21 protein-coding genes and 1 pseudogene are annotated in these 21354 nt (G+C 73.6%); 14 read left to right on the top strand and 8 right to left on the bottom strand.

Annotation, left to right across the window (positions count from 1 at the left end; genetic code table 11):
* Positions 1-91 precede the first annotated feature (91 nt).
* From ACWCXC_RS11050 to ACWCXC_RS11040, 3 genes are read right to left on the bottom strand one after another with little or no spacing between them, the layout of a single operon-like run.
* Positions 92-1507: a lipase maturation factor family protein gene (locus ACWCXC_RS11050; protein ID WP_450888153.1), complete on the bottom strand. Its 1416-nt coding sequence runs from the start codon at positions 1505-1507 to the stop codon at positions 92-94.
* Positions 1508-1541: 34 nt separating this feature from the next.
* Positions 1542-2069: a DUF1990 family protein gene (locus ACWCXC_RS11045; protein ID WP_450888151.1), complete on the bottom strand. Its 528-nt coding sequence runs from the start codon at positions 2067-2069 to the stop codon at positions 1542-1544.
* Complete coding sequence (locus ACWCXC_RS11040) at positions 2066-2920, bottom strand: YndJ family protein (protein WP_450888149.1); 855 nt, start codon at positions 2918-2920, stop codon at positions 2066-2068. The genes ACWCXC_RS11045 and ACWCXC_RS11040 overlap by 4 nt, the downstream gene beginning before the upstream one ends.
* Positions 2921-3119: 199 nt before the next feature.
* Here ACWCXC_RS11040 and ACWCXC_RS11035 point away from each other — a divergent pair.
* Positions 3120-3857: pseudogene (locus tag ACWCXC_RS11035) on the top strand (DUF6777 domain-containing protein); the annotation flags it as partial.
* Positions 3858-4285: 428 nt separating this feature from the next.
* Here ACWCXC_RS11035 and ACWCXC_RS11030 read toward each other — a convergent pair.
* Entirely contained in the window at positions 4286-5647 is a 1362-nt protein-coding gene (locus ACWCXC_RS11030; protein WP_450888147.1) for an FAD-dependent oxidoreductase, read from the bottom strand.
* Between the two features lie 284 nt (positions 5648-5931).
* On the opposite strand from ACWCXC_RS11030, the gene ACWCXC_RS11025 reads away from it, so the two are divergent.
* The 10 genes from ACWCXC_RS11025 (at position 5932) to ACWCXC_RS10980 (ending at position 16647) form a co-directional block, all read left to right on the top strand.
* On the top strand, positions 5932-7998 hold the full coding sequence (locus tag ACWCXC_RS11025; RefSeq protein WP_450888145.1) for a SpoIIE family protein phosphatase: 2067 nt from the start codon (positions 5932-5934) through the stop codon (positions 7996-7998).
* Positions 7999-8169: 171 nt separating this feature from the next.
* Positions 8170-9591 (top strand): wax ester/triacylglycerol synthase family O-acyltransferase, encoded by a 1422-nt coding sequence (locus ACWCXC_RS11020; RefSeq protein WP_450685958.1) that lies wholly within the window; start codon positions 8170-8172, stop codon positions 9589-9591.
* A gap of 120 nt (positions 9592-9711) precedes the next feature.
* A complete protein-coding gene (locus ACWCXC_RS11015; RefSeq protein WP_450888143.1) occupies positions 9712-10695 on the top strand; it encodes an aldo/keto reductase in 984 nt (327 codons plus the stop codon).
* Position 10696: 1 nt separating this feature from the next.
* Positions 10697-11008 carry an L-rhamnose mutarotase gene (locus tag ACWCXC_RS11010; protein WP_450888141.1) on the top strand — a complete coding sequence of 104 codons (312 nt, stop codon included), beginning with the start codon at positions 10697-10699 and terminating at the stop codon, positions 11006-11008.
* A 1-nt stretch (position 11009) separates the two neighbouring features.
* Complete coding sequence (locus ACWCXC_RS11005) at positions 11010-11867, top strand: amidohydrolase family protein (RefSeq protein WP_450888139.1); 858 nt, start codon at positions 11010-11012, stop codon at positions 11865-11867.
* A 34-nt stretch (positions 11868-11901) separates the two neighbouring features.
* Complete coding sequence (locus tag ACWCXC_RS11000; protein ID WP_450686081.1) at positions 11902-12762, top strand: Fpg/Nei family DNA glycosylase; 861 nt, start codon at positions 11902-11904, stop codon at positions 12760-12762.
* 40 nt (positions 12763-12802) lie between these two features.
* On the top strand, positions 12803-13555 hold the full coding sequence (locus tag ACWCXC_RS10995) for a LytR/AlgR family response regulator transcription factor (protein ID WP_450686082.1): 753 nt from the start codon (positions 12803-12805) through the stop codon (positions 13553-13555).
* Between the two features lie 64 nt (positions 13556-13619).
* Positions 13620-13982 carry a hypothetical protein gene (locus ACWCXC_RS10990; protein WP_383635586.1) on the top strand — a complete coding sequence of 121 codons (363 nt, stop codon included), beginning with the start codon at positions 13620-13622 and terminating at the stop codon, positions 13980-13982.
* Positions 13979-15460: a sodium/solute symporter gene (locus tag ACWCXC_RS10985; protein ID WP_450686083.1), complete on the top strand. Its 1482-nt coding sequence runs from the start codon at positions 13979-13981 to the stop codon at positions 15458-15460. Before ACWCXC_RS10990 ends, ACWCXC_RS10985 begins: the two co-directional genes overlap by 4 nt.
* Positions 15457-16647 carry a sensor histidine kinase gene (locus ACWCXC_RS10980; RefSeq protein ID WP_450888135.1) on the top strand — a complete coding sequence of 397 codons (1191 nt, stop codon included), beginning with the start codon at positions 15457-15459 and terminating at the stop codon, positions 16645-16647. The genes ACWCXC_RS10985 and ACWCXC_RS10980 overlap by 4 nt, the downstream gene beginning before the upstream one ends.
* An 18-nt stretch (positions 16648-16665) precedes the next feature.
* Here the strand turns inward: ACWCXC_RS10980 and ACWCXC_RS10975 are convergent, their stop codons facing one another.
* Complete coding sequence (locus ACWCXC_RS10975) at positions 16666-17175, bottom strand: hypothetical protein (protein WP_450888133.1); 510 nt, start codon at positions 17173-17175, stop codon at positions 16666-16668.
* Positions 17176-17332: 157 nt separating this feature from the next.
* Here ACWCXC_RS10975 and ACWCXC_RS10970 point away from each other — a divergent pair, with 157 nt between their 5' ends.
* Positions 17333-17530, top strand: a complete 198-nt coding sequence (locus ACWCXC_RS10970) for a zf-HC2 domain-containing protein (protein WP_450686217.1) — start codon at positions 17333-17335, stop codon at positions 17528-17530.
* Here ACWCXC_RS10970 and ACWCXC_RS10965 read toward each other — a convergent pair.
* Positions 17464-18033: a sigma-70 family RNA polymerase sigma factor gene (locus ACWCXC_RS10965; RefSeq protein ID WP_450686216.1), complete on the bottom strand. Its 570-nt coding sequence runs from the start codon at positions 18031-18033 to the stop codon at positions 17464-17466. The two genes, ACWCXC_RS10970 and ACWCXC_RS10965, sit on opposite strands and share 67 nt — an antisense overlap.
* Before the next feature lie 196 nt (positions 18034-18229).
* Positions 18230-18691: a universal stress protein gene (locus ACWCXC_RS10960; protein ID WP_450888131.1), complete on the bottom strand. Its 462-nt coding sequence runs from the start codon at positions 18689-18691 to the stop codon at positions 18230-18232.
* A 163-nt stretch (positions 18692-18854) separates the two neighbouring features.
* Between ACWCXC_RS10960 and ACWCXC_RS10955 the strand changes: the two genes are divergently transcribed.
* Complete coding sequence (locus tag ACWCXC_RS10955) at positions 18855-19694, top strand: polysaccharide deacetylase family protein (RefSeq protein ID WP_450686096.1); 840 nt, start codon at positions 18855-18857, stop codon at positions 19692-19694.
* A gap of 2 nt (positions 19695-19696) precedes the next feature.
* Here the strand turns inward: ACWCXC_RS10955 and ACWCXC_RS10950 are convergent, their stop codons facing one another.
* Entirely contained in the window at positions 19697-20359 is a 663-nt protein-coding gene (locus tag ACWCXC_RS10950) for a class F sortase (RefSeq protein WP_450888129.1), read from the bottom strand.
* 313 nt (positions 20360-20672) lie between these two features.
* On the opposite strand from ACWCXC_RS10950, the gene ACWCXC_RS10945 reads away from it, so the two are divergent.
* Positions 20673-21284 (top strand): hypothetical protein, encoded by a 612-nt coding sequence (locus ACWCXC_RS10945; RefSeq protein WP_450686094.1) that lies wholly within the window; start codon positions 20673-20675, stop codon positions 21282-21284.
* Positions 21285-21354: the final 70 nt, after the last annotated feature.

Raw genomic sequence — 21354 nt, 5'->3', positions numbered from 1 at the left:
CGGCGCCACCAGGCAACAGCCCGGCACAGCCACTACCGACGACGAGCCGCCGACGAACCCGCTGGATAGATCACGAAACCGCACTGGAGTACTAGGGCGGTCCGTTGCAGGTCGGGGCCATGAAGGTGCGGACGGGGACGCGGTGCCACCAGCGGCCGGTGGCCCGCAGTTCGCTCCACGTGGTGTAGCGGTAGCGGAAGACCCGGGCGCGGACGTACGCCGGTGGCGCGTCCGGGAACGGGTCGTGGCGCAGCAGCCGCAGGGTGTCCCGGTCCCCGGCCAGCAGCCGCTCCACGAACGGTCCGAACCAGGGACGGGCGTACGCGGGGGAGAGCGCCGCGAACCACATCATCCAGTCGAGCCGCAGATGGTACGGGGCGAACTGGCGCGGCAGCCGCCCGGGATCGCCCGGCTTCCCGTGGAAGCCGTACTCCCGCCAGACCGTCCCCGGGTGCAGGTCCCGTTCCTCGGTGCCCTCGACCACGACCTCCAGCCGGACCCGGCTGACACTGCCGAAGGCCCCGTACGTGTTGACCAGGCGCAGTGGATCGAAGGACCGGTTCATCACCTGGCGGCGCGAGAGCAGATTGCGGGCCGGGCGGTAGCTGAGGGCGAGCACCAGCGCGGTGACGGCGAGGACCAGCACCTCGTACCAGACGGGCGCCGCCGGGAGGGTCGGCCGGGATCCGGCGACGAGCGACCAGTCCACGGCCGGCAGCGCGAGCGCGATCGTCAGCCAGTTGAGCCAGGCGAAGTTCCCGGAGAGCACCAGCCACAGCTGCGTGACGATCATCAGGGACGCCGCCGCGCCCGCCACCGGCTGCGGGGTGAACAGCAGGAACGGGACCAGCAGCTGGGTCACATGGTTGGCCGCCGCCTCGACGCGGTGCAGGGGGCGGGGGAGACGGTGGAAGAACCAGCTGAGCGGGCCCGGCATCGGCTGGGTCTCGTGGTGGAAGTCCAGACAGGTCAGCCGGCGCCAGCACGCGTCGCCCCGGATCTTGATCAGCCCCGCGCCGAACTCCACCCGGAACAGCAGCCAGCGCAGCAGCCACAGCACGAGGACCGGCGGCCGCGCGTCGTCGTTGCCGAGGAAGACCGCGAGGAAGCCCGTCTCCAGGAGCAGCGACTCCCATCCGAAGCCGTACCAGACTCCGCCGACCTGCACGATCGACAGATACAGCAGCCACGGCACCGCCCACAGCAGCAGGCACGCCCACAACGGCACGGCACGGTCCGCCCCCGCCAGCAGCGCGACGGCGACCGCGCACCCCGTCCACGCCACCAGCGCGAAGCGGCGGTCGGAGAAGCCGAACCGGAAGAGCCCCGGGGCGGTGCGCCAGGTCGTGCGCCGCAGCACGTCGCGCGCGGGCAGCATGCCGCGGTCGCCGATCAGCGCCCGGAACTGGAGCGCCGCCGTGAGGAAGGCGGTCAGATAGAGGGCGGCCAGGGCCTTCTGGAAGATCAGCCGGCCCAGCTCGTACCCGTCGGCGGTGAACCACTGCATCGCTTCCAGTATCGGCCCGCCCCCGGCCCCGGGCTCATCGGCCCGGGGCCCGCCGCTCCTCGGCGACGAGCCGCCGCAGCGTGCGGCCCAGCCGGCGCGCGTACCAGCGCTGGGCCACCGGTACGAGCGGCCCGGCGAGCCGGGAGTACCAGCGGGCGGGCCGGCTGAACGCCATCACGGTGAACGTGACCGTGCCGTCGTCGGCCAATTCCGCCACGAAGCACTCCTCGCCGCACTCGGGGTGCCCGGTGAGCGTCCCGTACCCGAAGCCGATGCGGTCGGGCTCGTACGCGGTCCAGATCACCCGGCACGGGACGGCGATCCGCAGCGGTCCGAGGACGGCCGCCACCCGAACGGAGGTACCGGGCTCGGCGCGCGCGGTGGAGGCGGTGACCCGGGCGCCGGAGGCCCGGTGCATCCGGAAGCCGGTGATCGCCGCGCCGGCGGCCTCGAAGTCGGCGCGGCCGTGCCCGATCCGGGTGCGGTGGTGCAGATGGTGGTAGCCGTCGGGCAGCGGGCCGAGCCGGGTGGCACCCACTTCGGGGTAGCTGAGGGCGTTCACGTAGACCTTCCTCCGTTGGGGGCGGGGCGGCCGAGCCGCTGCCAGGCGAGCAGGGAGCAGAGGGCGAAGCCCAGGGCGTTGCCGACGCCGTGGGTGGCGGCCATCCAGGCGAGGGTGGGGTGCGGAAGGCCGGTGGCCTCGCCCAGCGCCCAGCTGAGGGCGAGGACCATGGTGACCGCGAGCACGGCGGACGAGACGCCGAGCAGCAGCCGGGTGGCCCGGTCGGCGGCGCCGGGCCGGACCGTTCGCCAGGTCAGCAGGGCGACGGCCCACATCCCGGCGGTCAGCACGACGGCACCCGCCAGTTCGGCACGGTCCCCGACGAAGTAGCCGCCCAGCACCAGCAGGGTGCCCAGGGGCACGCTCAGCGCGGCGAACCGTCCCGCCGGGCCGGTGTCGGCGCGGCAGACCAGCCCGGCCACCAGTGCGGCGGCGAACCCCGCGAAGTGGAAGTGCGGCACGGTCAGCGCCAGGATGCCGAGGCCGAAGCCGAAGAGCGGCTGCCCGGCGCGCTCGGCGACCAGCGCGGTCGCCGCGACGGCCGGGGTGACCAGCGCCGTCAGCAGGGCGGTCTCGGCGGGCGCGGTCCGCCGGGCGAGCAGCGGAGCCGGACGCCGCAGCAGCCGGGGCGGGGCGTGCAGCGCGAGGAGCAGGGTGCCGGCCGCGTAGCAGAGCGCCAGGGTCGTGGCGGCCGGGCCGCGCGGCAGCCACAGGGCGACCGCTCCCGGTACGGCGAACAGCGGCCAGGAGCGCCGAATCCGGTCCAGTGACGGGTCGCGCGTCAGCCGCAGCCCCGTCGGCACGATCACCAGCATGCCCAGCATCACGATCAGGTCCACCAGGACCCCCATGGCGGACCACCCCCTTGATTGAACGTGTTCAAGCGCGGTCGCGGCCGACTCTAGATCCTTTCTTGAACGTGTTCAATACGGTGGGGGAGGGATGCTCCGCGCCCCGGGCGCCGCGTGCCCCGCCCGCTTGCGGCCCGCGGGGAACTGCGGCAGACATAAGGAGACCCGAACGGACCCGTGACCAGGCAGGAGACCTCACGTGCACGCACCCCCGCGCCTGCGGCACGCCGTGCTCGCCACGCTCTGCGCCGGTCTCCTCGCGGCCACCGGCTGCGCGCGGAGCGCCCCGGACGGCGGCCATGGCACCGAGGGCACGGCCGGTGCCGGCGAGATCCTGCTCCAGCCGGCCGCCGCGCGCGGTCCCGACCCCTTCACCCCGTCCACCGCGCGCCCGTCCGGGGCGGCGGCGAGCGCCACCCCGTCCCACCGGGCACCCGCCCCCGAGGGCTCGGGCCCGCACATCCTGCCCGGCTCCACCCCCGGCCTCTACAGCGGTGTCCGCTCCGTCTCCTCGTGCGACGTGGCCCGCCAGATCCGTCTCCTCGCCGCGGACCCCGCCCGGCGCACGGCCTTCGCCCGCGCCGCCGGGGTCCGCGCGGCCGGGGTGGCCGGCTTCCTGCGCCGGCTCACCCCGGTCGTCCTGCGCGCCGACACCCGCGTGACCGACCACGGCTTCCGCGACGGCGCCGCCACCGCCTATCCCGCCGTGCTCCAGGGCGGCACCGCGGTCCTGGTGGACGGACGCGGTCTGCCGCGCGTCCGGTGCGCCTGCGGGAATCCGCTGGGCCGGCCCTCCGGCGCGGACGGCGTACGGGGTCAGGAGCGGGGCAAGGCGTGGGCCGGGTACGACCCGGCCCGGACCGTCGTCGTGGCGCCGGCCGCCGGTGCCGTCAGGGAACTGCTCATCGTGGACTCCGCGCACGGCCGCTGGATCGCCCGGCCCACCGGCGACGAGGGGGCCCGCGATCACGCCCCGGCGGTGCCCCCGCCCTACGCCCCCGAGACGGACATCACCGGCCCGCTGCCCGAGGTCTCCCCCTCGCCGAGCCCCCGGCCGAAGCCCGAGACCCCGGCACCGGAGGACTGCCCGCCGGCCGCGACGACGCCGCCGGGCGAGGCCGTCGTGGCGCCGCGCGCACCGGGCGCGGCGACGGACTGCCCGGTGCCGAGCGGAGAGCCGACCGACGGTTCCCCCGAACCGTTCCCCGGCATCCCGACGGACGAGCCCACCGGCACCCCGGCCGACCCCGACGCACCGCCGGAGGACCTGGTCCCGCTGATGACGGACGAGCCGCAGACCTCCATCCGGCTGCCGCCGCGCGACGGCGTACGGGGGCGGCGCGCGGCCCCCGTACGCGCGGGGGCTCAGGCGCCCGAGGCGTCCAGCATGCCTTCGCGCTCCACGACCTTGACCCGCTCGCGGCCCTGCGCCTCACCGAGCGAGCGCTCGTGGGCGTCCAGCCGGTGCCAGCCCTCGCGGGTGGTGTAACGGACGCCGCGCGCCTCAAGGAACGCGGTCACGGCCGACGGTTCCGGGCGCTCCGGGGCGGGCAGCCGGCCCTCGGCGTGGTCCTCCAGGAGGCAGGCGACCGTCTCGTTGGCGTCGCCCTTGGTGTGCCCGATCAGTCCGATCGGGCCGCGCTTGATCCAGCCGGTCACGTAGACCGACTCCATGGGCTCGCCGCCCTCGATCACCCGGCCCGCGGCGTGCGGGACCGTGCCGGAGGCCACGTCGAAGGGGAGCTTCGCCAGTTCCTGCGAGTAGTAGCCGACCGCGCGGTAGACGCTCTTCACGTCCCAGTCGGTGTGCCGGCCCGTGCCCCGGACGTTGCCCGTGCCGTCCAGCTCGGTGCGCTCGGTGCGCAGACCGGTGACCTTGCCGTCCTCGCCGAGGATCTCCACGGGGGACTCGAAGAAGTGCAGGAAGAGCTTGTGCGGGCGGTTGCCGACGTCGCGGATCGCCCAGTTCTCCAGTGTGGAGGCGACCATGTTGGCCTGCTTGTTGCCCCGCCGGGTCTCGATGGACCCCTGGTCGTAGTCGATGTCCTCGGGGTTGACGATGACCTCGATGTTCGGGGAGTGGTCCAGCTCCCGCAGCTCCATCGGGCTGAACTTGGCCTGGGCCGGCCCGCGCCGCCCGAAGACGTGCACCTCCAGCGCCTTGTTGGCCTTGAGGCCGTCGTAGACGTTGGCCGGGATCTCGGTCGGCAGCAGTTCCTCGGCGGTCTTGGCCAGGATGCGGGCGACGTCCAGCGCCACGTTGCCGACGCCCAGCACGGCGACCTTCTCGGCCTCCAGCGGCCAGGTGCGGGCCACGTCGGGGTGTCCGTCGTACCAGGAGACGAAGTCCGCCGCGCCGTACGAACCGTCCAGGTCGTGGCCCGGGATGTCCAGGGCGCGGTCGGCGTCGGCGCCGGTGGAGAAGATCACCGCGTCGTAGAAGGTGCGCAGCTCGTCCAGCCCGATGTCGTTCGGGTAGTCGACATTGCCGAACAGGCGCAGCTGCGGCTTGTCGAGCACCTGGTGCAGCGCCTGCACGATGCCCTTGATCCGCGGGTGGTCCGGAGCCACGCCGTAGCGGATCAGGCCGAAGGGGGCGGGCATCCGCTCGAACAGGTCGATGGAGACGCCCGGGTCGGCGGCGGCATCGGATTTCAGCAGCGCGTCCGCTGCGTAGATGCCGGCGGGGCCGGCTCCGACGATGGCTACGCGGACGGGGCGTGTCATGGAGGGCTGTTCCTTCGTACGGGTGTGCGGGAGCGAGGTGGGCCGTGGTAAGGCTTGGCTTACTCCGCCCCACGCACACGGTAGTCGCTGGTCGGGCCCGGTTTCGGGGCGGGTCGTCGTTCCGCGCCCGGCTCCGGTGGGCCGCGTGCGCGCCGGTCGGCGGAATTCCGTGCGATTCCCGGGGGCGCGGGCGGGACGGGCGGCTCGGAAATGTGTTCCATCCCACGTTCACCAGTTGGACGGCTCACTCGAAGAATCGGACAAATGGTGGCAGAGTGACGCACATGGATGATCGGGTAGCGGGTGCCCAGTCACTCCCGGACGCATGGCCCGCCCACCCGGATCTCAGCCTCGCCCTGAACCGTATGGGCACCTTCGACTGGGATCTCGACAGCGGCCTCATGTACATGGACCAGGCGGCCCTCGACGTCTTCGACCTGCGGGCCGACGAGTACGACAACGATCCGCTGACCCTCGGCGCGCGGGTGCCGACGGACGAGGGCGTACGCCTGGACGCCATGGTCACGGAGGCCCTGAAGAACGGCGAGGCCAACTACGGCGCGTACTTCCGGATGCTGCTGCGCGACGGCACGCTGCGCTGGACGCACACCCAGGGCATCGTCCGCCGTGACGAGACCGGGCGCCCCCGCCGCATCATCGGCGTCGTCCGCGACGCCACCCAGGAGCTGGCCGAGTCCACGGCCCGCCAGGAGCTGGACGAGGAGCGGCGGCGGCGCACCAGCGTGGTCGAGGCCACCACGGCGGCGCTGGCCCACGCCCGTACGGTCAAGGACGTCATCGACGTCCTCAACAACTCCCGGCCGCTCGCCCGCCTGGGCGCGACCAGCCTGGTCATGGGGCTGATCGAGGCCGGGCGCATCCATCTGGTGGCCGACGGGCCGGAGGGCTCCTTCGTGCCCGGGACGCGCTACACCCGCACCGACGAGCAGTACCCGATGAGCGAGGTCGTGCGGACGCTCGCGCCGCGCTTCATCGAGTCCGCCGACGACTTCGCCGCGTCCTACCCCGTCCTGTGGCCCCACATCAGCCATCTGGGCATCACCTCCGCCGCCTATCTGCCGCTGATCGCCCAGGCCCGCCCGATCGGCGCGCTCGGACTGCTCTACAGCGACAAGGGCGGATTCACCGACGACGAGCGCAATCTGCTGGTCGCGCTCGGCAGCTCCATCGCCCAGAGCCTCCAGCGCGCCATGCTCTACGAGCAGGAGCACGACCTCGCCGAGGGGCTCCAGCAGGCCATGCTGCCGCGCCGCATCCCCGACGTGCCCGGCGCGCAGATCGCCGTGCGCTACCGCTCGGCGCGGCTGGGCCGGGACATCGGCGGTGACTGGTACGACGTCATCCCGCTGCCCGGTGGCCGGGTCGGCACCGTCATCGGCGACGTCCAGGGCCACGACACGCACGCGGCCGCGGTCATGGGGCAGTTGCGCATCGTGCTGCGCGCGTACGCCGCCGAGGGGCACAGCCCCGCCACCGTCATGGCGCGCGCCTCCGTCTTCCTCCACGAACTCGACACCGACCGCTTCGCGACCTGCACGTACGCCGAGGCCGACCTGACGACCGGTGTCGTCCAGCTGGTCCGGGCCGGGCACGTCGACCCGCTCGTACGGCAGCCCGACGGCAGCTGCCACAAGATGCCGGTCGAGGGCGGCCTGCCGCTCGGCCTCTCCGCCGAGTTCGGCCGGCTGGAGTATCCCGTGAGCACGCTCGAACTCGACCCCGGCCAGGCCATGGTGCTGTTCACCGACGGTCTCGTGGAGATGCCGGGCGCGGACCTCGACGAGGGCATGCAGCTGCTCACGGCCATGGTCACGAACGGCCCCCAGGACCTCCAGGCGCTCGCGGACCGGCTCTGCGCGGCGGTGGACGAACGCGGCGGCGAGGACGACGTGGCGGTGCTGCTCCTGCGCCGCAAGGCCGCCCACGCCCCGCAGCCCGGCGGCCGGCTCCAGCAGCACGTGGCGCAGAACGACCCGGAGGCGCTCAGCGCCGCCCGCCACATGATCCGCGCGGCGGTCCGGGCCTGGGGCGCCAAGGGCCGCGCCGACGAGGTGGAACTGGCCGCCGACGAGCTGACGACCAACGCCCTGATGCACACCGACGGCGGCGCGATCGTCACCATCCGCGTGCTCGCCGGGGCCGAGCGGCGGCTGCGCGTCGATGTGGAGGACCGCTCCAGCGCGCTGCCCCGCCGCCGGGACGCGGGGGAGTCGGGTGTCTCGGGGCGGGGGCTGATGCTCGTCGACCGGCTCACGGACGCCTGGGGCGTCGAATCGCGCGGCACCGGCAAGTGCGTCTGGTGCGAGTTCGTCATACCGCCGCGCGACTGAGCGGCAAGGAGGTCCGGTCCTCCCGGCACCTGAGCGCTACTGATCAGTAACAGAACGTAACATGTCTGTCCTTGACCGTAACCGACCGCTGGGCATTGACTGCGAGGAGTGGCCGCACCCCGTCGGCCATCCGCCCTCGACGAGCGTTCGCCCCCGACGACATGAGGAACCTTGGGCATCGAGCTACTGGCACCCCTCGACCTGGCCTTCTGGCACCTCGAGTCCGACGCGCACCCCATGCATCTGGGCGCACTCGCCGTCTTCGCCCCGGGGCCCGGCCCCAGCCCCGCCCCCGACGCGCTCCTCGACCTGCTCGGCACCCGGGCCGCCGCGATTCCCCGGCTGCGGATGCGGGTGCGCGACGTCCTGCTGCCCGTCGGCGGCGCCGCCTGGGCGGTGGACAAGGACTTCGACGTCCACCGCCACGTCACACGGGTACGGGTGGACGCCGACCCCGGCGACGGCGAGAACGCCTTCATGGCGGCCGCCACCCGGCTCGCCGGGGAACTGATGGAGCAGCCGCTGAGCCGGGGCAGGCCGCCCTGGCGGATGCATCTCCTCGACGGCGGCCGGGACGGCTCCTTCGCCGTACTCGTCACGCTCCATCACGCCCTGGCCGATGGCATGCGCGCCGTCGCCATCGGGGCCGGGATCTTCGACGAGATCGCCTCGGCCACCCGCCGTACCGGGAACGGTCTCCCGGCGGGCCGGGTCCGTCCCGTACCGCCGCGCTCCTGGATGCCCGGCCCGCGCCAGGTCGCGGGACTCGCCCTGGGGCGCATCGAGGACCTCGGCCGGGCCTTCGGGGTCGGGGCCTCGCTGGTACGCGCCAGCCGCCTCGACCTGCGCGGCGTGCCCGCCCTCAGCGCCGGTTCCAGCGGCACCCGGCGGCTGGCCACGGCCGATCTGGACCTGGGCGCGGTGCGCCGGATCCGCCGCGAGACCGGCGGCACCGGCAACGACGTCCTGCTCGGCGTCGTCGCGGGGGCGCTGCGCCGCTGGATGCTGGAGCGCGGCGAGCCGCTGCCCGGCGCCGAACCCCGCGCCCTCGTCCCCGTCTCCCGTCGCCGACCGGGAGGACCGGCCGGCGGGAACGGCAACCGGCTCTCCGCGTACCTCCTGGGCCTCCCCGTCGCCGAACCCGACCCCCGGGAGCGGCTGCGCCTGGTGCGCGAGGCGATGGACCGGAACAAGGCGGCCGGGCCGCTGCGCGGGGCCGGAGCCGTCGCCGTCCTGGCCGACCAGCTGCCCTCGCTGGCCCACCGGCTGGGCGCGCCGCTCGCGGGCAGCGCCGCCCGGATGCTCTTCGACGTGCTGGTGACCAGCGTTCCGCTGCCCCGCTCCGCGCTCTCCCTCGCGGGCTGCCCGCTGCGCGCGCTCTACCCGATGGCGCCGCTGGCCCGGGGCCAGTCCCTGGCCGTCGCCCTCACCACGTACGGCCCGAGCGTCCGGATCGGGCTGGTCGCCGACGGGAAGGCGGTGCCCGATCTGGACCGGCTGGGCCGCTGCGCCGAGGACGAGCTCACCGCGCTCCTGGAGCTGCTGCCCTCCGCCTCCCCCATCCCCGCCGGGTCCACGGCGACTCCTGAATAGATCGGACAGATTCATCCGAGATCCCGGTAGTTGGTGGCCGCGAGGGTGTTGACGCGCCCAAGTGATCCGATGAATATTCCCTGTGTGCGGGAAGCGATCATTGTGGAGGGCGGCCGACACATGCGGCGCAACAGGCTGGGGACCAGCACGGTCGACATCACCGAACTGTCCTTCGGGGCGGCCGCCATCGGCAATCTCTTCACCGCCGTGGAACCGGCACGGGCCGCCGCGGCCGTGGACGCCGCCTGGGACGAAGGCGTCCGCTACTTCGACACCGCACCGCACTACGGACTCGGCCTCTCCGAACGGCGACTCGGCGCGGCCCTGCGACGGCGGCCCCGCGACGCGTACGTCCTGTCCACCAAGGTCGGCCGCGTCCTCGACCCGGTCCCCGACGCCGGACCCACCGCGCCCGGCACGCTCTCGGAGGGCTTCGACGTCCCCGCCACCCACCGCAGGCGCTGGGACTTCAGCGCCGCCGGGGTCCGCCGCTCCCTGGAGGACAGCCTGGAGCGCCTGGGCCTGGACCGGATCGACATCGCCTACCTCCACGACCCCGACGACCACGCCGAGGCCGCCTTCCGCGAGGCCTACCCCGAGCTGGAGAAACTGCGCGCCGAAGGACTGATCGGGGCCATCGGGGCCGGGATGAACCAGACGCGCATGCTCACCCGCTTCGTCGTCGAGACCGACGTCGACGTCGTCCTCTGCGCCGGCCGCTACACCCTCCTCGACCAGTCGGCCCTGCACGATCTGCTGCCCGCCGCCGAGGCGCGGGGCCGCAGCGTCGTCATGGGCGGCGTCTTCAACTCCGGACTCCTCGCCGACCCGCGCCCCGGCGCCACCTACGACTACGCCGCCGCCCCGCCTCCCTTCCTGGACCGGGCCCTGCGGCTGAAGGCCGTCACCGAACGCCACGACGTCCCGCTGCGTGCCGCCGCCCTGCACTACCCGCTCGCCCACCCCGCGGTCGCCGGCGTCCTCGTCGGCACCCGCTCACCGATCGAGGTCCGCGACGCCGCCGCCCTGCTCCGCAGGGAGATCCCCGACGCCCTCTGGGACGACCTGCGCGCCGAGGGCCTGCTCACCGAGAACGGACAGTGACATGCGCATAGCCCTGCACACCAAGGTCCGCGCCGACCGCACCGCCGAGTACGACGCCGCCCACCGCGAGGTCCCGGCCGAGCTGACCTCGGCCATCCGCGCCGCGGGCGCCGCCTCCTGGACGATCTGGCGCAGCGGCACCGACCTCTTCCACGTCATCGAGTGCGACGACTACGCCCGGCTCATCGCCGCACTGGAGAAGCTGCCCGTCAACATCGCCTGGCAGGCCCGGATGGCCGAACTCCTCGACGTCGCCCACGACTACTCCGCCGACGGCGCCGACGCCGCGCTGCCCGTCGTCTGGGAGCTGTGAGATGACCGCCCCGCCCCGGATCGTCGACGCCCACCACCACGTCTGGGACCTCGCGGTCCGGGACCAGGACTGGATCACCGGAGAGGCCCTGGCCCCGCTGCGACGCGATTTCACCCTCGCCGACCTGGAGCCCGAGGCCCGTGCCAACGGGGTGGACGCCACCGTGCTCGTGCAGACCGTCACGGTGGCCGAGGAGACCCCCGAGTTCCTGGCGCTCGCCGCCGGCAGCGACCTCGTCGCCGGAGTCGTCGGCTGGAGCGACCTCACCGACCCCGGCCTCGCGGACACCCTGGCCGCCCTGCGCGAACTCCCCGGCGGCGACCGGCTCGTCGGACTGCGCCACCAGGTCCAGGGCGAGAGCGACCCGCAATGGCTGCTCCGCGACGACGTGCTGCGGGGGCTGGCCGCGGTCGCGGACGCCGGACTCGTCTACGACCTCGTCGTGCTGCCCCGCCAGCTGCCCGCCGCCGCCCGCGCCGCCGCCCGGCTGCCCGGCCTCACCTTCGTCCTCGACCACGCCGGAAAACCGCCCATCGCCTCCGGCGCCACCCGCCCCTGGGCCGACGACCTGCGAAGACTCGCCGCCCTCCCCAACACCGTGTGCAAACTCTCCGGTCTGGTCACCGAGGCGGACGCGCGCACCTGGACCGCCGACACGCTCCGCCCGTACGCCGACACCGTCCTCGACGCCTTCGGACCCGGCCGGCTGATGTTCGGCTCCGACTGGCCCGTCTGCCGGCTCGCCGCGACGTACACCCAGGTCGTGGACGCGGCACGCGCCCTCACCGAGGGCCTGAGCGCCACGGAGCGGGAGGCCGTGTTCGCCACCACCGCCACACGCGTCTACGGCCTCCGGTAGGCGGCGCGCCACCGGCTGCGGCACGCTGGGAACCATGCCCGAACTCCCGGAGGTCGAAGCACTGCGGGTCTTCCTCGACGACCATCTGGTCGGCCGGGACATCGCCCGCGTCCTGCCCCTCGCCATCAGCGTCCTCAAGACCTACGACCCCCCGCTCACCGCCCTGCACGGCGCCGAGGTCACCGGCGTACGGCGGCACGGCAAGTTCCTCGACATCGAGGCCGCGGGGCTCCATCTGGTCACCCATCTCGCCCGCGCCGGCTGGCTGCGCTGGAAGGACTCCTTCCCCGACGCCCCGCCCCGCCCCGGCAAGGGCCCGCTCGCCCTGCGCACCGTCCTCGCCGGCGGCGACGGCTTCGACCTCACCGAGGCCGGCACCCAGAAGCGCCTCGCCGTGTACCTCGTCCGCGACCCGGCCGAGGTTCCCGGCATCGCCCGCCTCGGCCCCGACCCCCTCGACCCGGCCTTCACCCGCGACGCGTTCGCCGCGCTGCTCGCGGGGGAGCGCCGCCAGATCAAGGGCGCCCTGCGCGACCAGTCCCTGATCGCCGGGGTCGGCAACGCCTACAGCGACGAGATCCTGCACGCCGCGAAGATGTCCCCCTTCAAACTCACCGCCCACCTCACCGACGACGAGATCACCCGTCTGCACACCGCCCTGCGCACCACCCTCACGGACGCCGTCGCCCGCTCCGGCGGCGTCGAGGCCGGCCGCCTCAAGGCCGAGAAGAAGAGCGCGCTGCGCGTACACGGACGGACCGGCGAGGCGTGCCCCGTCTGCGGCGACACCATCCGCGAGGTGTCCTTCAGCGACTCCTCGCTCCAGTACTGCCCCACCTGCCAGACCGGCGGCAAACCGCTCGCCGACCGCAGGATGTCCAAGCTGCTCAAATAGCCGCACCGCACACCCCGCGGACAGGCCCTAAGATCCCGCCATGCTGCGCGTACTCGCCGTCGACGACGAAGAACCCGCGCTGGAGGAACTGCTGTACCTCCTGCGCGCCGACCCCCGGATCCGCAGCGCCGAGGGCGCCACGGGCGCCACGGAGGCGCTGCGCAGGATCGGCGCCGCCGTCGACGCGGGACCCGACGACCCCTCCGCCATCGACGTCGTCTTCCTCGACATCCACATGGCCGGCCTCACCGGACTCGACGTCGCCCAACTGCTGGCCGGCTTCGCCGCACCCCCGCTGATCGTCTTCGTCACCGCGCACGAGGGCTTCGCCGTGCACGCCTTCGACCTCAAGGCCGTCGACTACGTCCTCAAGCCCGTACGGCGCGAACGGCTCGCCGAGGCCGTGCGCCGCGTCGCCGAACAGGTCGGCGACCGCTCCGCCCCCGTCCACGACACCGCGCAGGACCAGATCCCCGTGGAACTCGGCGGCGTCATCCGCTTCGTCCCGATCGACGACATCGCGTACGCCGAGGCCCAGGGCGACTACGCCCGGCTGTACACCGCCACCGGCAGCCACCTCGTCCGGGTGCCGCTGACCACCCTGGAGGAGCGCTGGCGCAGCCGGGGCTTCGTCCGCATCCACCGCCGGCATCTGGTCGCGCTCGGCCGCATCGACGAACTGCGGCTGGACGCGGGCAGCATGAGCGTGCGCATCGGCACCGCGGAACTGGCCGTCAGCCGCCGGCACACCCGCGCCCTGCGCGATCTGCTGATGCGGCAGACCGGCCGCTGACCAGCACCTACCCGCACCCGGCCCCCTTCCCAGCGGGGCCGGGTGCCGCCTACACTCCGGCCCCATGTCCGCAGAGCCAGCGCCCCGGCGTGAAGTGGTGACGGGGGAGCCCCGCCGGGTGCGTCCGCTGCCGCGCTACCGCACCCAGTCGGAGATAGACGAGCAGACCGCACTCGGCGGCGCCTACGTCCGCTCCCTGATGCGCAGCCAGCTGCGCGCCGGACTCACCGCCTTCACCGTCCTCGCCGTCGTCGTCGGCACCCTGCCCGTCGTCTTCGCCGCCCTGCACAGCTCCGCCGTCGTCTGGGCCGTCCTCGGCTTCGCCGCGTATCCGCCGCTCACCCTGACCGCCTGGTGGTACGTGCGCCGGGCCGAGCGCAACGAGCGCGACTTCGCCCGGCTCGTGGAAGGCCGCCCCGCCCAGTGAGCCGTACGTACGCGGTGGCGGCGGTCGCCGCCGTCGTCCTCGCCACCGTCCTCGTCGGCGGCTTCGGACTGCGGATCTCCCGGACCACCTCCGACTTCTACGTGGCCTCCCGCACCGTGCGCCCCCGCCTCAACGCGGCGGCGATCAGCGGCGAGTACCTCTCCGCGGCCTCCTTCCTCGGCATCGCCGGACTGGTGCTCGTGCACGGCCCCGACATGCTCTGGTACCCGGTCGGCTACACCGCCGGCTATCTGGTGCTGCTGGTCTTCGTCGCCGCGCCGCTGCGCCGGTCGGGGGCGTACACCCTGCCCGACTTCGCCGAGGGCCGCCTGGAGTCGCGGCACGTGCGACGGCTGGTCAGCGTCCTGGTCGTCGGCGCCGGCTGGCTCTACCTCGTCCCCCAGCTCCAGGGCGCCGGACTCACCCTGAAGATCCTCACGGGCGCGCCCGGCTGGCTCGGCGACGTGCTCGTCGCCTCGGTCGTCGTCCTCGCCGTCGCCGCGGGCGGCATGCGCTCGATCACCTTCGTCCAGGTCTTCCAGTACTGGCTGAAACTCACCGCGCTCCTGGTCCCGGCGCTCTTCCTGGTGCTGGCCTGGCAGGGCGACGGCCGCCCCCGCGTCACCTTCGACGAACAGCTCTCCGTCTTCCGCGCCGACCATCCGCTGTACGCCACCTACGGGCTCATCGTCGCCACCTTCCTCGGCACCATGGGCCTGCCGCACGTCGTCGTCCGCTTCTACACCAGCCCCAACGGCCGCGACGCCCGCCGCACCACTGTCGCCGTCCTCGCCCTGATCGGCGTCTTCTACCTGCTGCCCCCGGTCTACGGCGCCCTCGGCCGGCTCTACGCCCCCGAACTCATCCACGGCGGCGACGCCGACGCGGCCGTGCTCCTGCTGCCCGGCCGGGTCATCGGCGGCCTCGGCGGTGATCTGCTCGGCGCGCTCATCGCCGGGGGCGCCTTCGCCGCGTTCCTCTCGACGGCCTCCGGACTGACCATGGCCGTCGCCGGGGTCATCACCCAGGACGTCCTGCCCTCGCGCGGCGTACGCCACTTCCGGCTGGCCACCGTCCTCGCCATCTCCGTGCCGCTGGCCGGATCGCTGCTGGTCAGCCGGGTTCCGGTGGCCGACTCCGTGGGCATGGCCTTCGCCGTGTCGGCGTCCTCCTTCTGCCCGCTCCTCGTCCTCGGCATCTGGTGGCGCCGGCTCACCCCGCCGGGCGCCGCCGCGGGACTCGTCCTGGGCGGCGGCTCCGCGCTGCTCGCCGTCACCATCACCGTCAGCGGCGCGGTCCGCCCGCCCGGCTGGGCACACGCCCTGCTCGCCTGGCCCGCCGTCTGGTCCGTCCCGGTCGGCTTCCTCGCCATGATCCTGGTCTCGCTCGCCACCCCCGGCCGGATCCCCGCCGGGACCAACGCCGCGATGACCCGCTTCCACCTCCCGGAGGCCCTGACCGCCGGGAGGCACCGATGACCGCGTCCGCCTGGGCCGCCGTGGTGCTGCTCGCGCTGCTGCTGTTCGCCGGGGGACTGCTCACCGGCCGGCGCACCGCGCGTCCCGTCCGCACCAGCGACGTCGGCACCCCCGTCGAGCACGCCACCTTCGAGACCCTGCACACGGCCTCGCTCGCCGCGCCGCCGCTGCGCGCCGGACTCACCGAGGAGAGCGCCCGCAGGTCGGCCCGCCGGCTGCGCTCGCTGCTGGGCACCGACGCGCTGTGCCTCACCGACCGCGAGGGCGTCCTCGTCTGGGACGGCGAGGGCGGCCACCACGCCCGGCAGGTCATGGACGAGGTGGGCGACCTCCTGGCCACCGGCCGTGACACCGCCTTCCACAGCGACTGCGAGGACCTGGACTGCCCGCTGCGCTGGGCCGTCGCCGTCCCGCTCACCGTCGACCACCGGGTGCTCGGCGCCCTGATCGCCTACGCCCCCCGCGAGTCGGCGGTGCTGGCCCGCGCGGCGGGCGAGGTGGCCCGCTGGGTCTGCGTCCAACTGGAACTGGCCGAACTCGACCGCTCGCGCACCCAGCTCATCGAGGCCGAGATCCGGGCCCTGCGCGCCCAGATCTCCCCGCACTTCATCTTCAACTCCCTGGCCGCCATCGCCTCGTTCGTCCGCACCGACCCCGAGAAGGCCCGCGAACTGCTCCTGGAATTCGCCGACTTCACCCGCTACTCGTTCCGCAGCCACGGCGACTTCACCACCCTCGCCGACGAACTGCACTCCATCGACCAGTACCTGGCCCTGGTCCGCGCCCGCTTCGGGGAACGGCTCTCCGTCACCCTGCAGGTCGCCCCCGAGGTGCTGCCCGTCGCCCTGCCCTTCCTCTGCCTCCAGCCCCTCGTCGAGAACGCCGTCAAACACGGCCTCGAAGGCGCGGTCACCTCCAGCCGCATCACCATCAGCGCCCTGGACGCCGGCTCCGAGGCCGAGGTCGTCATCGAGGACGACGGCACGGGCATGGACCCCGATCGGCTGCGCCACATCCTGCGCGGCGAGGGCGGCACCTCCACCGGCATCGGCCTGCTCAACGTCGACGAACGGCTGCGCCAGGTGTACGGGGACGACTACGGGCTCGTCATCGAGACCGGCATCGGGGCCGGGATGCGCATCACCGTACGGCTGCCCAAGTACCGCGCCGGGGTGCACGGCTCCTGACCGGGCGGACCCGCGCGGTCAGTAGAGGTGGATCGCCAGATGCCCCAGCGGCAGCCCCAGCTGCCAGGCCGGTGTCCACACCTGTGCGGCGTCCTCCGCCTCCGGCTCGTCCGGACCGCCCTCCTCCCAGGGCAGCGGGCCGATCGTCTCCAGGTCCGCGGCGAGCAGCTCCGTCTCCTCCAGCCACCGCCACGCCGCGCGCGCCAGCGCCAGATCCGGATCGGGGCCCGGTGCTGCCGCCTCCAAGGCGTCGAGCCGCTCGCAGATCCAGCGCCGCCACGGCGTCCCGTACGCCGTCAGCAGCCGCAGTTCGTCGACCCGTGCGGCGGGCAGCGCCTCGGCCACCGCGCCGTCGGAGAGGAAGATGGTCAGGGCGAGGGCGTCCCGTCCCGCCCGGTACTCCAGCGTGGCCGGTTCCATCAGGTCCCCGGTCCGCAGTAGTTCGTCGGCGAGGTACTCCGCGTACATCCAGGCCATCGGGACCAGCAGTCCGCCCCCGCCGGTCGTGTCATGACGTTCCGGACGCATTCCGTGCCGTTCCTTTCCCTTCCCGGTACCGGACCGGGCGCCGTCGGCGGCCGGCTCCGGGCCGGCCCCCACGCAGCATTGAACCGGGGCGGCGCGCCCCGCGTGGCCAGAAGGGCAGGATCCGTCGGACCCGATCCGTCACAGACACGAGGTTGCGATGACCGCCGACCCGGGGGAGGGGGCACACATGCGCGAGCTGCTCGGTGCCTATGTCCTGGACGCGCTGACCGCCGAGGAGGCGGAGGAGGTCGCCCGCCACCTGCGCGGGTGCGACCGCTGCACCGCCGACTACGCGGCCGTGCTGGAGGCCGCCGCGCTGCTTCCGCTGCTGAGCGCGGAGGACCTGCTGGAGTAGCCGGGCAGATTGCGGGAGAGCACGCGCAGCGCGTAGTAGGAGCGCGATTTGACCGTTCCCGCGGGTATGCCGAGGACCTCGGCGGTCTCCCCGACGCTCAGCCCGCGGAAGTAGATCTGGACGAGCACCGCCCGGTGCTCGGGGCTCAGCGTGCGGACCGCCTCGCGCACATCGAGCGCGGCGACGGTGGAGTCGGCCGTGTCCCGGACCGCCGGCGCGCTCTCCAGCACGGCGTCACCGACCTCCGCGGGCCGGGCCAGCCGCGAGCGGCGGGCGTCGATGGCGAGCCGCCGCCCGACCGTGAACAGCCAGGGGCGCATCGACTCGTACGGCCCGTCGAAGGCCTCCGGATGCTGCCACGCCCGCACCAGCGTCTCCTGGAGCAGATCCTCGGCCCGCTGCCGGTCGCCGAAGGTCAGCCCCAGCAGGAAATGGAACAGGGCGGGCCCGTGCTCACGCTGAAGATCCGCGAGTGCCCGCTCATCGGTCGTCGTCGTGGTCATGGTGATCGCCCTCTCCGCCCAGGCCCTTCGGCCCCGCTGCCCGACGGCCGTATACGAACGCATTCGCGCCACGGGCAACAGGACAAAAGCGGTCCCGTGCGACGAGCGGTCGCACCGAGCGGCGAATGGTGCGGTGAACGGTCGGACGGCGGCCCGGAGGGGGACGGAAGGGGGACGGGAGGCGAACGCGTGAGCGCTACGGGACCACGGTGACGGGCCAGCGCCCGGCCTTCACCAGGCGCACGGCCACCGACCCGATGAAGCGGTGGCCGGCCGACTCCGAGGCGCCCACCACGACCGCGTCCGCCTTCAGTTCGTCCGAGGCGGTCACGAGCCCGTTGTACGGATCGCCCCGGAAGGTATGGAACTCCCAGCGCACGTCCCAGATGTCCTTCATCTTGTCCGTCGCGGTCCGGATCTCGTTGATCAGCCCCTCGGCGACCTCCGCGGTGGCGTCGGCGACCGGCGCGCCCAGGGCGGCACCCGCCGCCAGGACCGGCTGGACGTAGACGAGCGCGAGCATGGCCCGCTGGCGCCGGGCCAGCCCCGCCGCGTACGCCGCCGCACGCATCGAGGACTCGGAGCCGTCGATGCCCGCAACGATCACTTTCGGTCCGTCTGTGCCACGTTCGAACTGGTGGGGCTGTTGTTCTGTCACGGCAGGAGGCTATCGGTCGTCACGGCGCGTTCCGGTCCGGCCTCCCGTCCGCCCCGGCGCGCTGCTGCCGATGGCGCCCGCGCGCTCCCTCCATCGGGTGCAGAACCGCACGGATCCGGTGTCGTTGTGCGGACCGGCCGCGCGAACGTGCGAGCAGTGGGGCATGAGAGACGTTTCTACGCCGCGCAGCCGCCGCGCGCTGCTGGGACTGACGGCCGCGCTGGGCGCCGCCACCGCCGTACGTCTGGTGGCGGCGGACCCCGCCGCAACGCCGTTCCGCCGCCCCGCACCGCCCGCGCCGGCGGCCGGCCCGCAGCAGGCGGCGGACGTCCGGCCGCTCACGTACCGGCTGCGGCCCATGACGGGGGAGAACCCGCTGCCGTACCGTCCGGCGGCGCCTCCCGTCCGCACCCGCCCGTTCGAGGAACTGCCCGAGATCGGCCGGGCCATGGTCCTCACCTTCGACGACGGCCCCGACCCCCTCTACACGCCGCACATCCTGGACACCCTGCGCACCCACGACGTCCGGGCGATGTTCTTCCTCTGCGGGGAGATGGCCCACGACAACCGGGACCTGGTGCGCAGGATCTTCGACGAGGGCCACACCGTCGGAAACCACTCCTGGACCCATCCGCTGGTGACCGGCCTGTCCCGGGCCGCGGTCGCCGACGAACTGGGCCGCACCAGCGATGTCGTCGAGGAGATCACCGGCGCCCCGCCGCTCTGGTACCGCGCGCCCTACGGGGCCTGGAACCGCATCTCGTTCGAGATCGGCGCGTCCCTGGGCATGGAACCGATGGCCTGGACCGTCGACACCCTGGACTGGACCGTGCCGGGCACCGACACCATCGTCCGCCGGGTCCGCGACGGCGCGGCCCCCGGGGTCGTGGTGCTCTCGCACGACGCCGGGGGCAACCGGTCGCAGAGCGTCGCCGCGCTGCGCCGCTATCTGCCGGAACTGCTCGACGACGGGTACCGGCTCACGGTGCCCCGCCGGCTCTGACGTCAGCGGGTCTCCACCAGGCGGGCGAAGGCCACGACATTGCCGTCGTAGCCGTTGGCCTTCGTGTAGCCGCCGCCGCAGGTGATGACCCGCAGTTCGGAGCGGCCGGTGTCGCCGTACACCCGGGCGCCGGGGAAGTCGTTCTTGGAGAACACCTCCACGCCGTACACCTCGAAGACCGCGATCCGGTCGTCGCTGCGGGTGATCTCGATCCGGTTGCCCTTGCGCAGCGAGCCGAGCCCGTAGAAGACGGCGGGCCCCGCCTGGTTGTCGACGTGGCCGACGATGACCGAGGTGCCGATCTGCCCGGGGGCGACGCCGTTCTGGTACCAGCCGGCCAGATTGGGGTCCTGCGGCGGCGGGGTCTCGATCCAGCCGTCCGGGTCGAGGTTCACGTCGATCACCGGAGCGTCGACCTGGATCGCCGGGATGGTCACCCGGTCGACCGGGGCGAACGCCAGCGGCTTCACGGCGGGGCCGTCCGCCACGGGAGCGCCCGGCGCGTCCTTCTGGTGCCCCACCGAGGCCGCCGCCACCGGCTGCGGCGGACCCGGCGAGAGATCGGCGCCGTTGCGCATCAGCGCGAGACCGGTGAGCATCGCCAGCGCCAGCGCGCCCCACGGCGAGTGTCGGATGCGTTCGGGGCGCCAGTTGTCCCGGCCCATGGTTCTCCCTTCGTCGCGACGAGGGGAACGCTAGGCCGGGGCCGTCGCGGCGGCATGACGGGAAGGGCGAACGGGTGGCGGCGAACCGGGGCCCTTCTCTTCGGAGTAGTGCCCGGACAAAACTTCTGACGCTCTGTGACCTGCGGGTCCGTCAGAACCGATGTCGTCCGCCCGGCGTGTCGGATCACCGTAGTGGAGCAGTCCCGAAATGCGGTGGATCAAGGTTCTGGTGAGGGTTCGACATGGGAGGCGTTCTCGTCGATCCATCCCGGCGCACAGAGCCCCGGGGCGCTTCCCGCTGGAGGTTCGTACGATGCGTGCTACACGCGCTCTCGTGGTCGCCGCGACCGCGGTCGCCGCCCTCGGGCTCGGCGCCCCGATGGCCGCGGCCGGTGGAGACGTCGGCGGCGGCCAGAACAACGGCACCAACCAGAACGACTGGAACGACCCGGGCGACTGGGACAACGGTGGCAACGGCAACGGCAACGGCAACGGCAACGGTGACGGGAACGGGCGCGGCCGCAACAACGGGCCGAACAACGTGACCGTCGACCCCGAGCGCGTCCACCAGGGCGCGGCCATGCAGGTCACCGCCGAGGGCTGCGGCCGGGGCGGCAGCGTCTCGTCGAACGCCTTCCGTACGACCCGGCTCTCCGCCGGGCGGGTCGGCCACGCCCGGGTGCGCATCCTCAACGACGCCACCCCCGGCTCCTACAACCTGACGGTGCGCTGCGACGGTACCGACCGCACCGCGAGCCACCGATTCACGGTGCTCGACAGCCGCGGTGCGCAGGGCGGCCTGGGCGGTTCGATGGCGGCGACCCCGGCCGAGATGGGTATCGGCGCGGGCCTGGTCGCCTCGGCGGCCCTCGGCGGAGGCATGTACCTGATGCGCCGCCGGAGGGCGGGCCATGGGGCGATCTGACCGTAGGGACGCCCCCGCCGGACCGATAACCGACGTCGCCCCGGGTCCTCCACGAGGACCCGGGGCGACG

This window comes from Streptomyces sp. NPDC001515, assembly GCF_053597115.1.
Note: the sequence above shows the minus strand (reverse complement) of the source record. Positions and strands in the feature narration are given on the sequence as shown.

Coding starts and splice junctions, on each gene's coding strand:
- ACWCXC_RS11050 (WP_450888153.1), bottom strand. CDS start 1,507: ATGCAGTGGTTCACCGCCGACGGGTACGAGCTGGGCCGGCTGATCTTC.
- ACWCXC_RS11040 (WP_450888149.1), bottom strand. CDS start 2,920: ATGGGGGTCCTGGTGGACCTGATCGTGATGCTGGGCATGCTGGTGATC.
- ACWCXC_RS11030 (WP_450888147.1), bottom strand. CDS start 5,647: ATGACACGCCCCGTCCGCGTAGCCATCGTCGGAGCCGGCCCCGCCGGC.
- ACWCXC_RS11025 (WP_450888145.1), top strand. CDS start 5,932: ATGGATGATCGGGTAGCGGGTGCCCAGTCACTCCCGGACGCATGGCCC.
- ACWCXC_RS11015 (WP_450888143.1), top strand. CDS start 9,712: ATGCGGCGCAACAGGCTGGGGACCAGCACGGTCGACATCACCGAACTG.
- ACWCXC_RS11010 (WP_450888141.1), top strand. CDS start 10,697: ATGCGCATAGCCCTGCACACCAAGGTCCGCGCCGACCGCACCGCCGAG.
- ACWCXC_RS11005 (WP_450888139.1), top strand. CDS start 11,010: ATGACCGCCCCGCCCCGGATCGTCGACGCCCACCACCACGTCTGGGAC.
- ACWCXC_RS11000 (WP_450686081.1), top strand. CDS start 11,902: ATGCCCGAACTCCCGGAGGTCGAAGCACTGCGGGTCTTCCTCGACGAC.
- ACWCXC_RS10995 (WP_450686082.1), top strand. CDS start 12,803: ATGCTGCGCGTACTCGCCGTCGACGACGAAGAACCCGCGCTGGAGGAA.
- ACWCXC_RS10990 (WP_383635586.1), top strand. CDS start 13,620: ATGTCCGCAGAGCCAGCGCCCCGGCGTGAAGTGGTGACGGGGGAGCCC.
- ACWCXC_RS10980 (WP_450888135.1), top strand. CDS start 15,457: ATGACCGCGTCCGCCTGGGCCGCCGTGGTGCTGCTCGCGCTGCTGCTG.
- ACWCXC_RS10975 (WP_450888133.1), bottom strand. CDS start 17,175: ATGCGTCCGGAACGTCATGACACGACCGGCGGGGGCGGACTGCTGGTC.
- ACWCXC_RS10970 (WP_450686217.1), top strand. CDS start 17,333: ATGACCGCCGACCCGGGGGAGGGGGCACACATGCGCGAGCTGCTCGGT.
- ACWCXC_RS10965 (WP_450686216.1), bottom strand. CDS start 18,033: ATGACCACGACGACGACCGATGAGCGGGCACTCGCGGATCTTCAGCGT.
- ACWCXC_RS10955 (WP_450686096.1), top strand. CDS start 18,855: ATGAGAGACGTTTCTACGCCGCGCAGCCGCCGCGCGCTGCTGGGACTG.
- ACWCXC_RS10950 (WP_450888129.1), bottom strand. CDS start 20,359: ATGGGCCGGGACAACTGGCGCCCCGAACGCATCCGACACTCGCCGTGG.
- ACWCXC_RS10945 (WP_450686094.1), top strand. CDS start 20,673: ATGCGTGCTACACGCGCTCTCGTGGTCGCCGCGACCGCGGTCGCCGCC.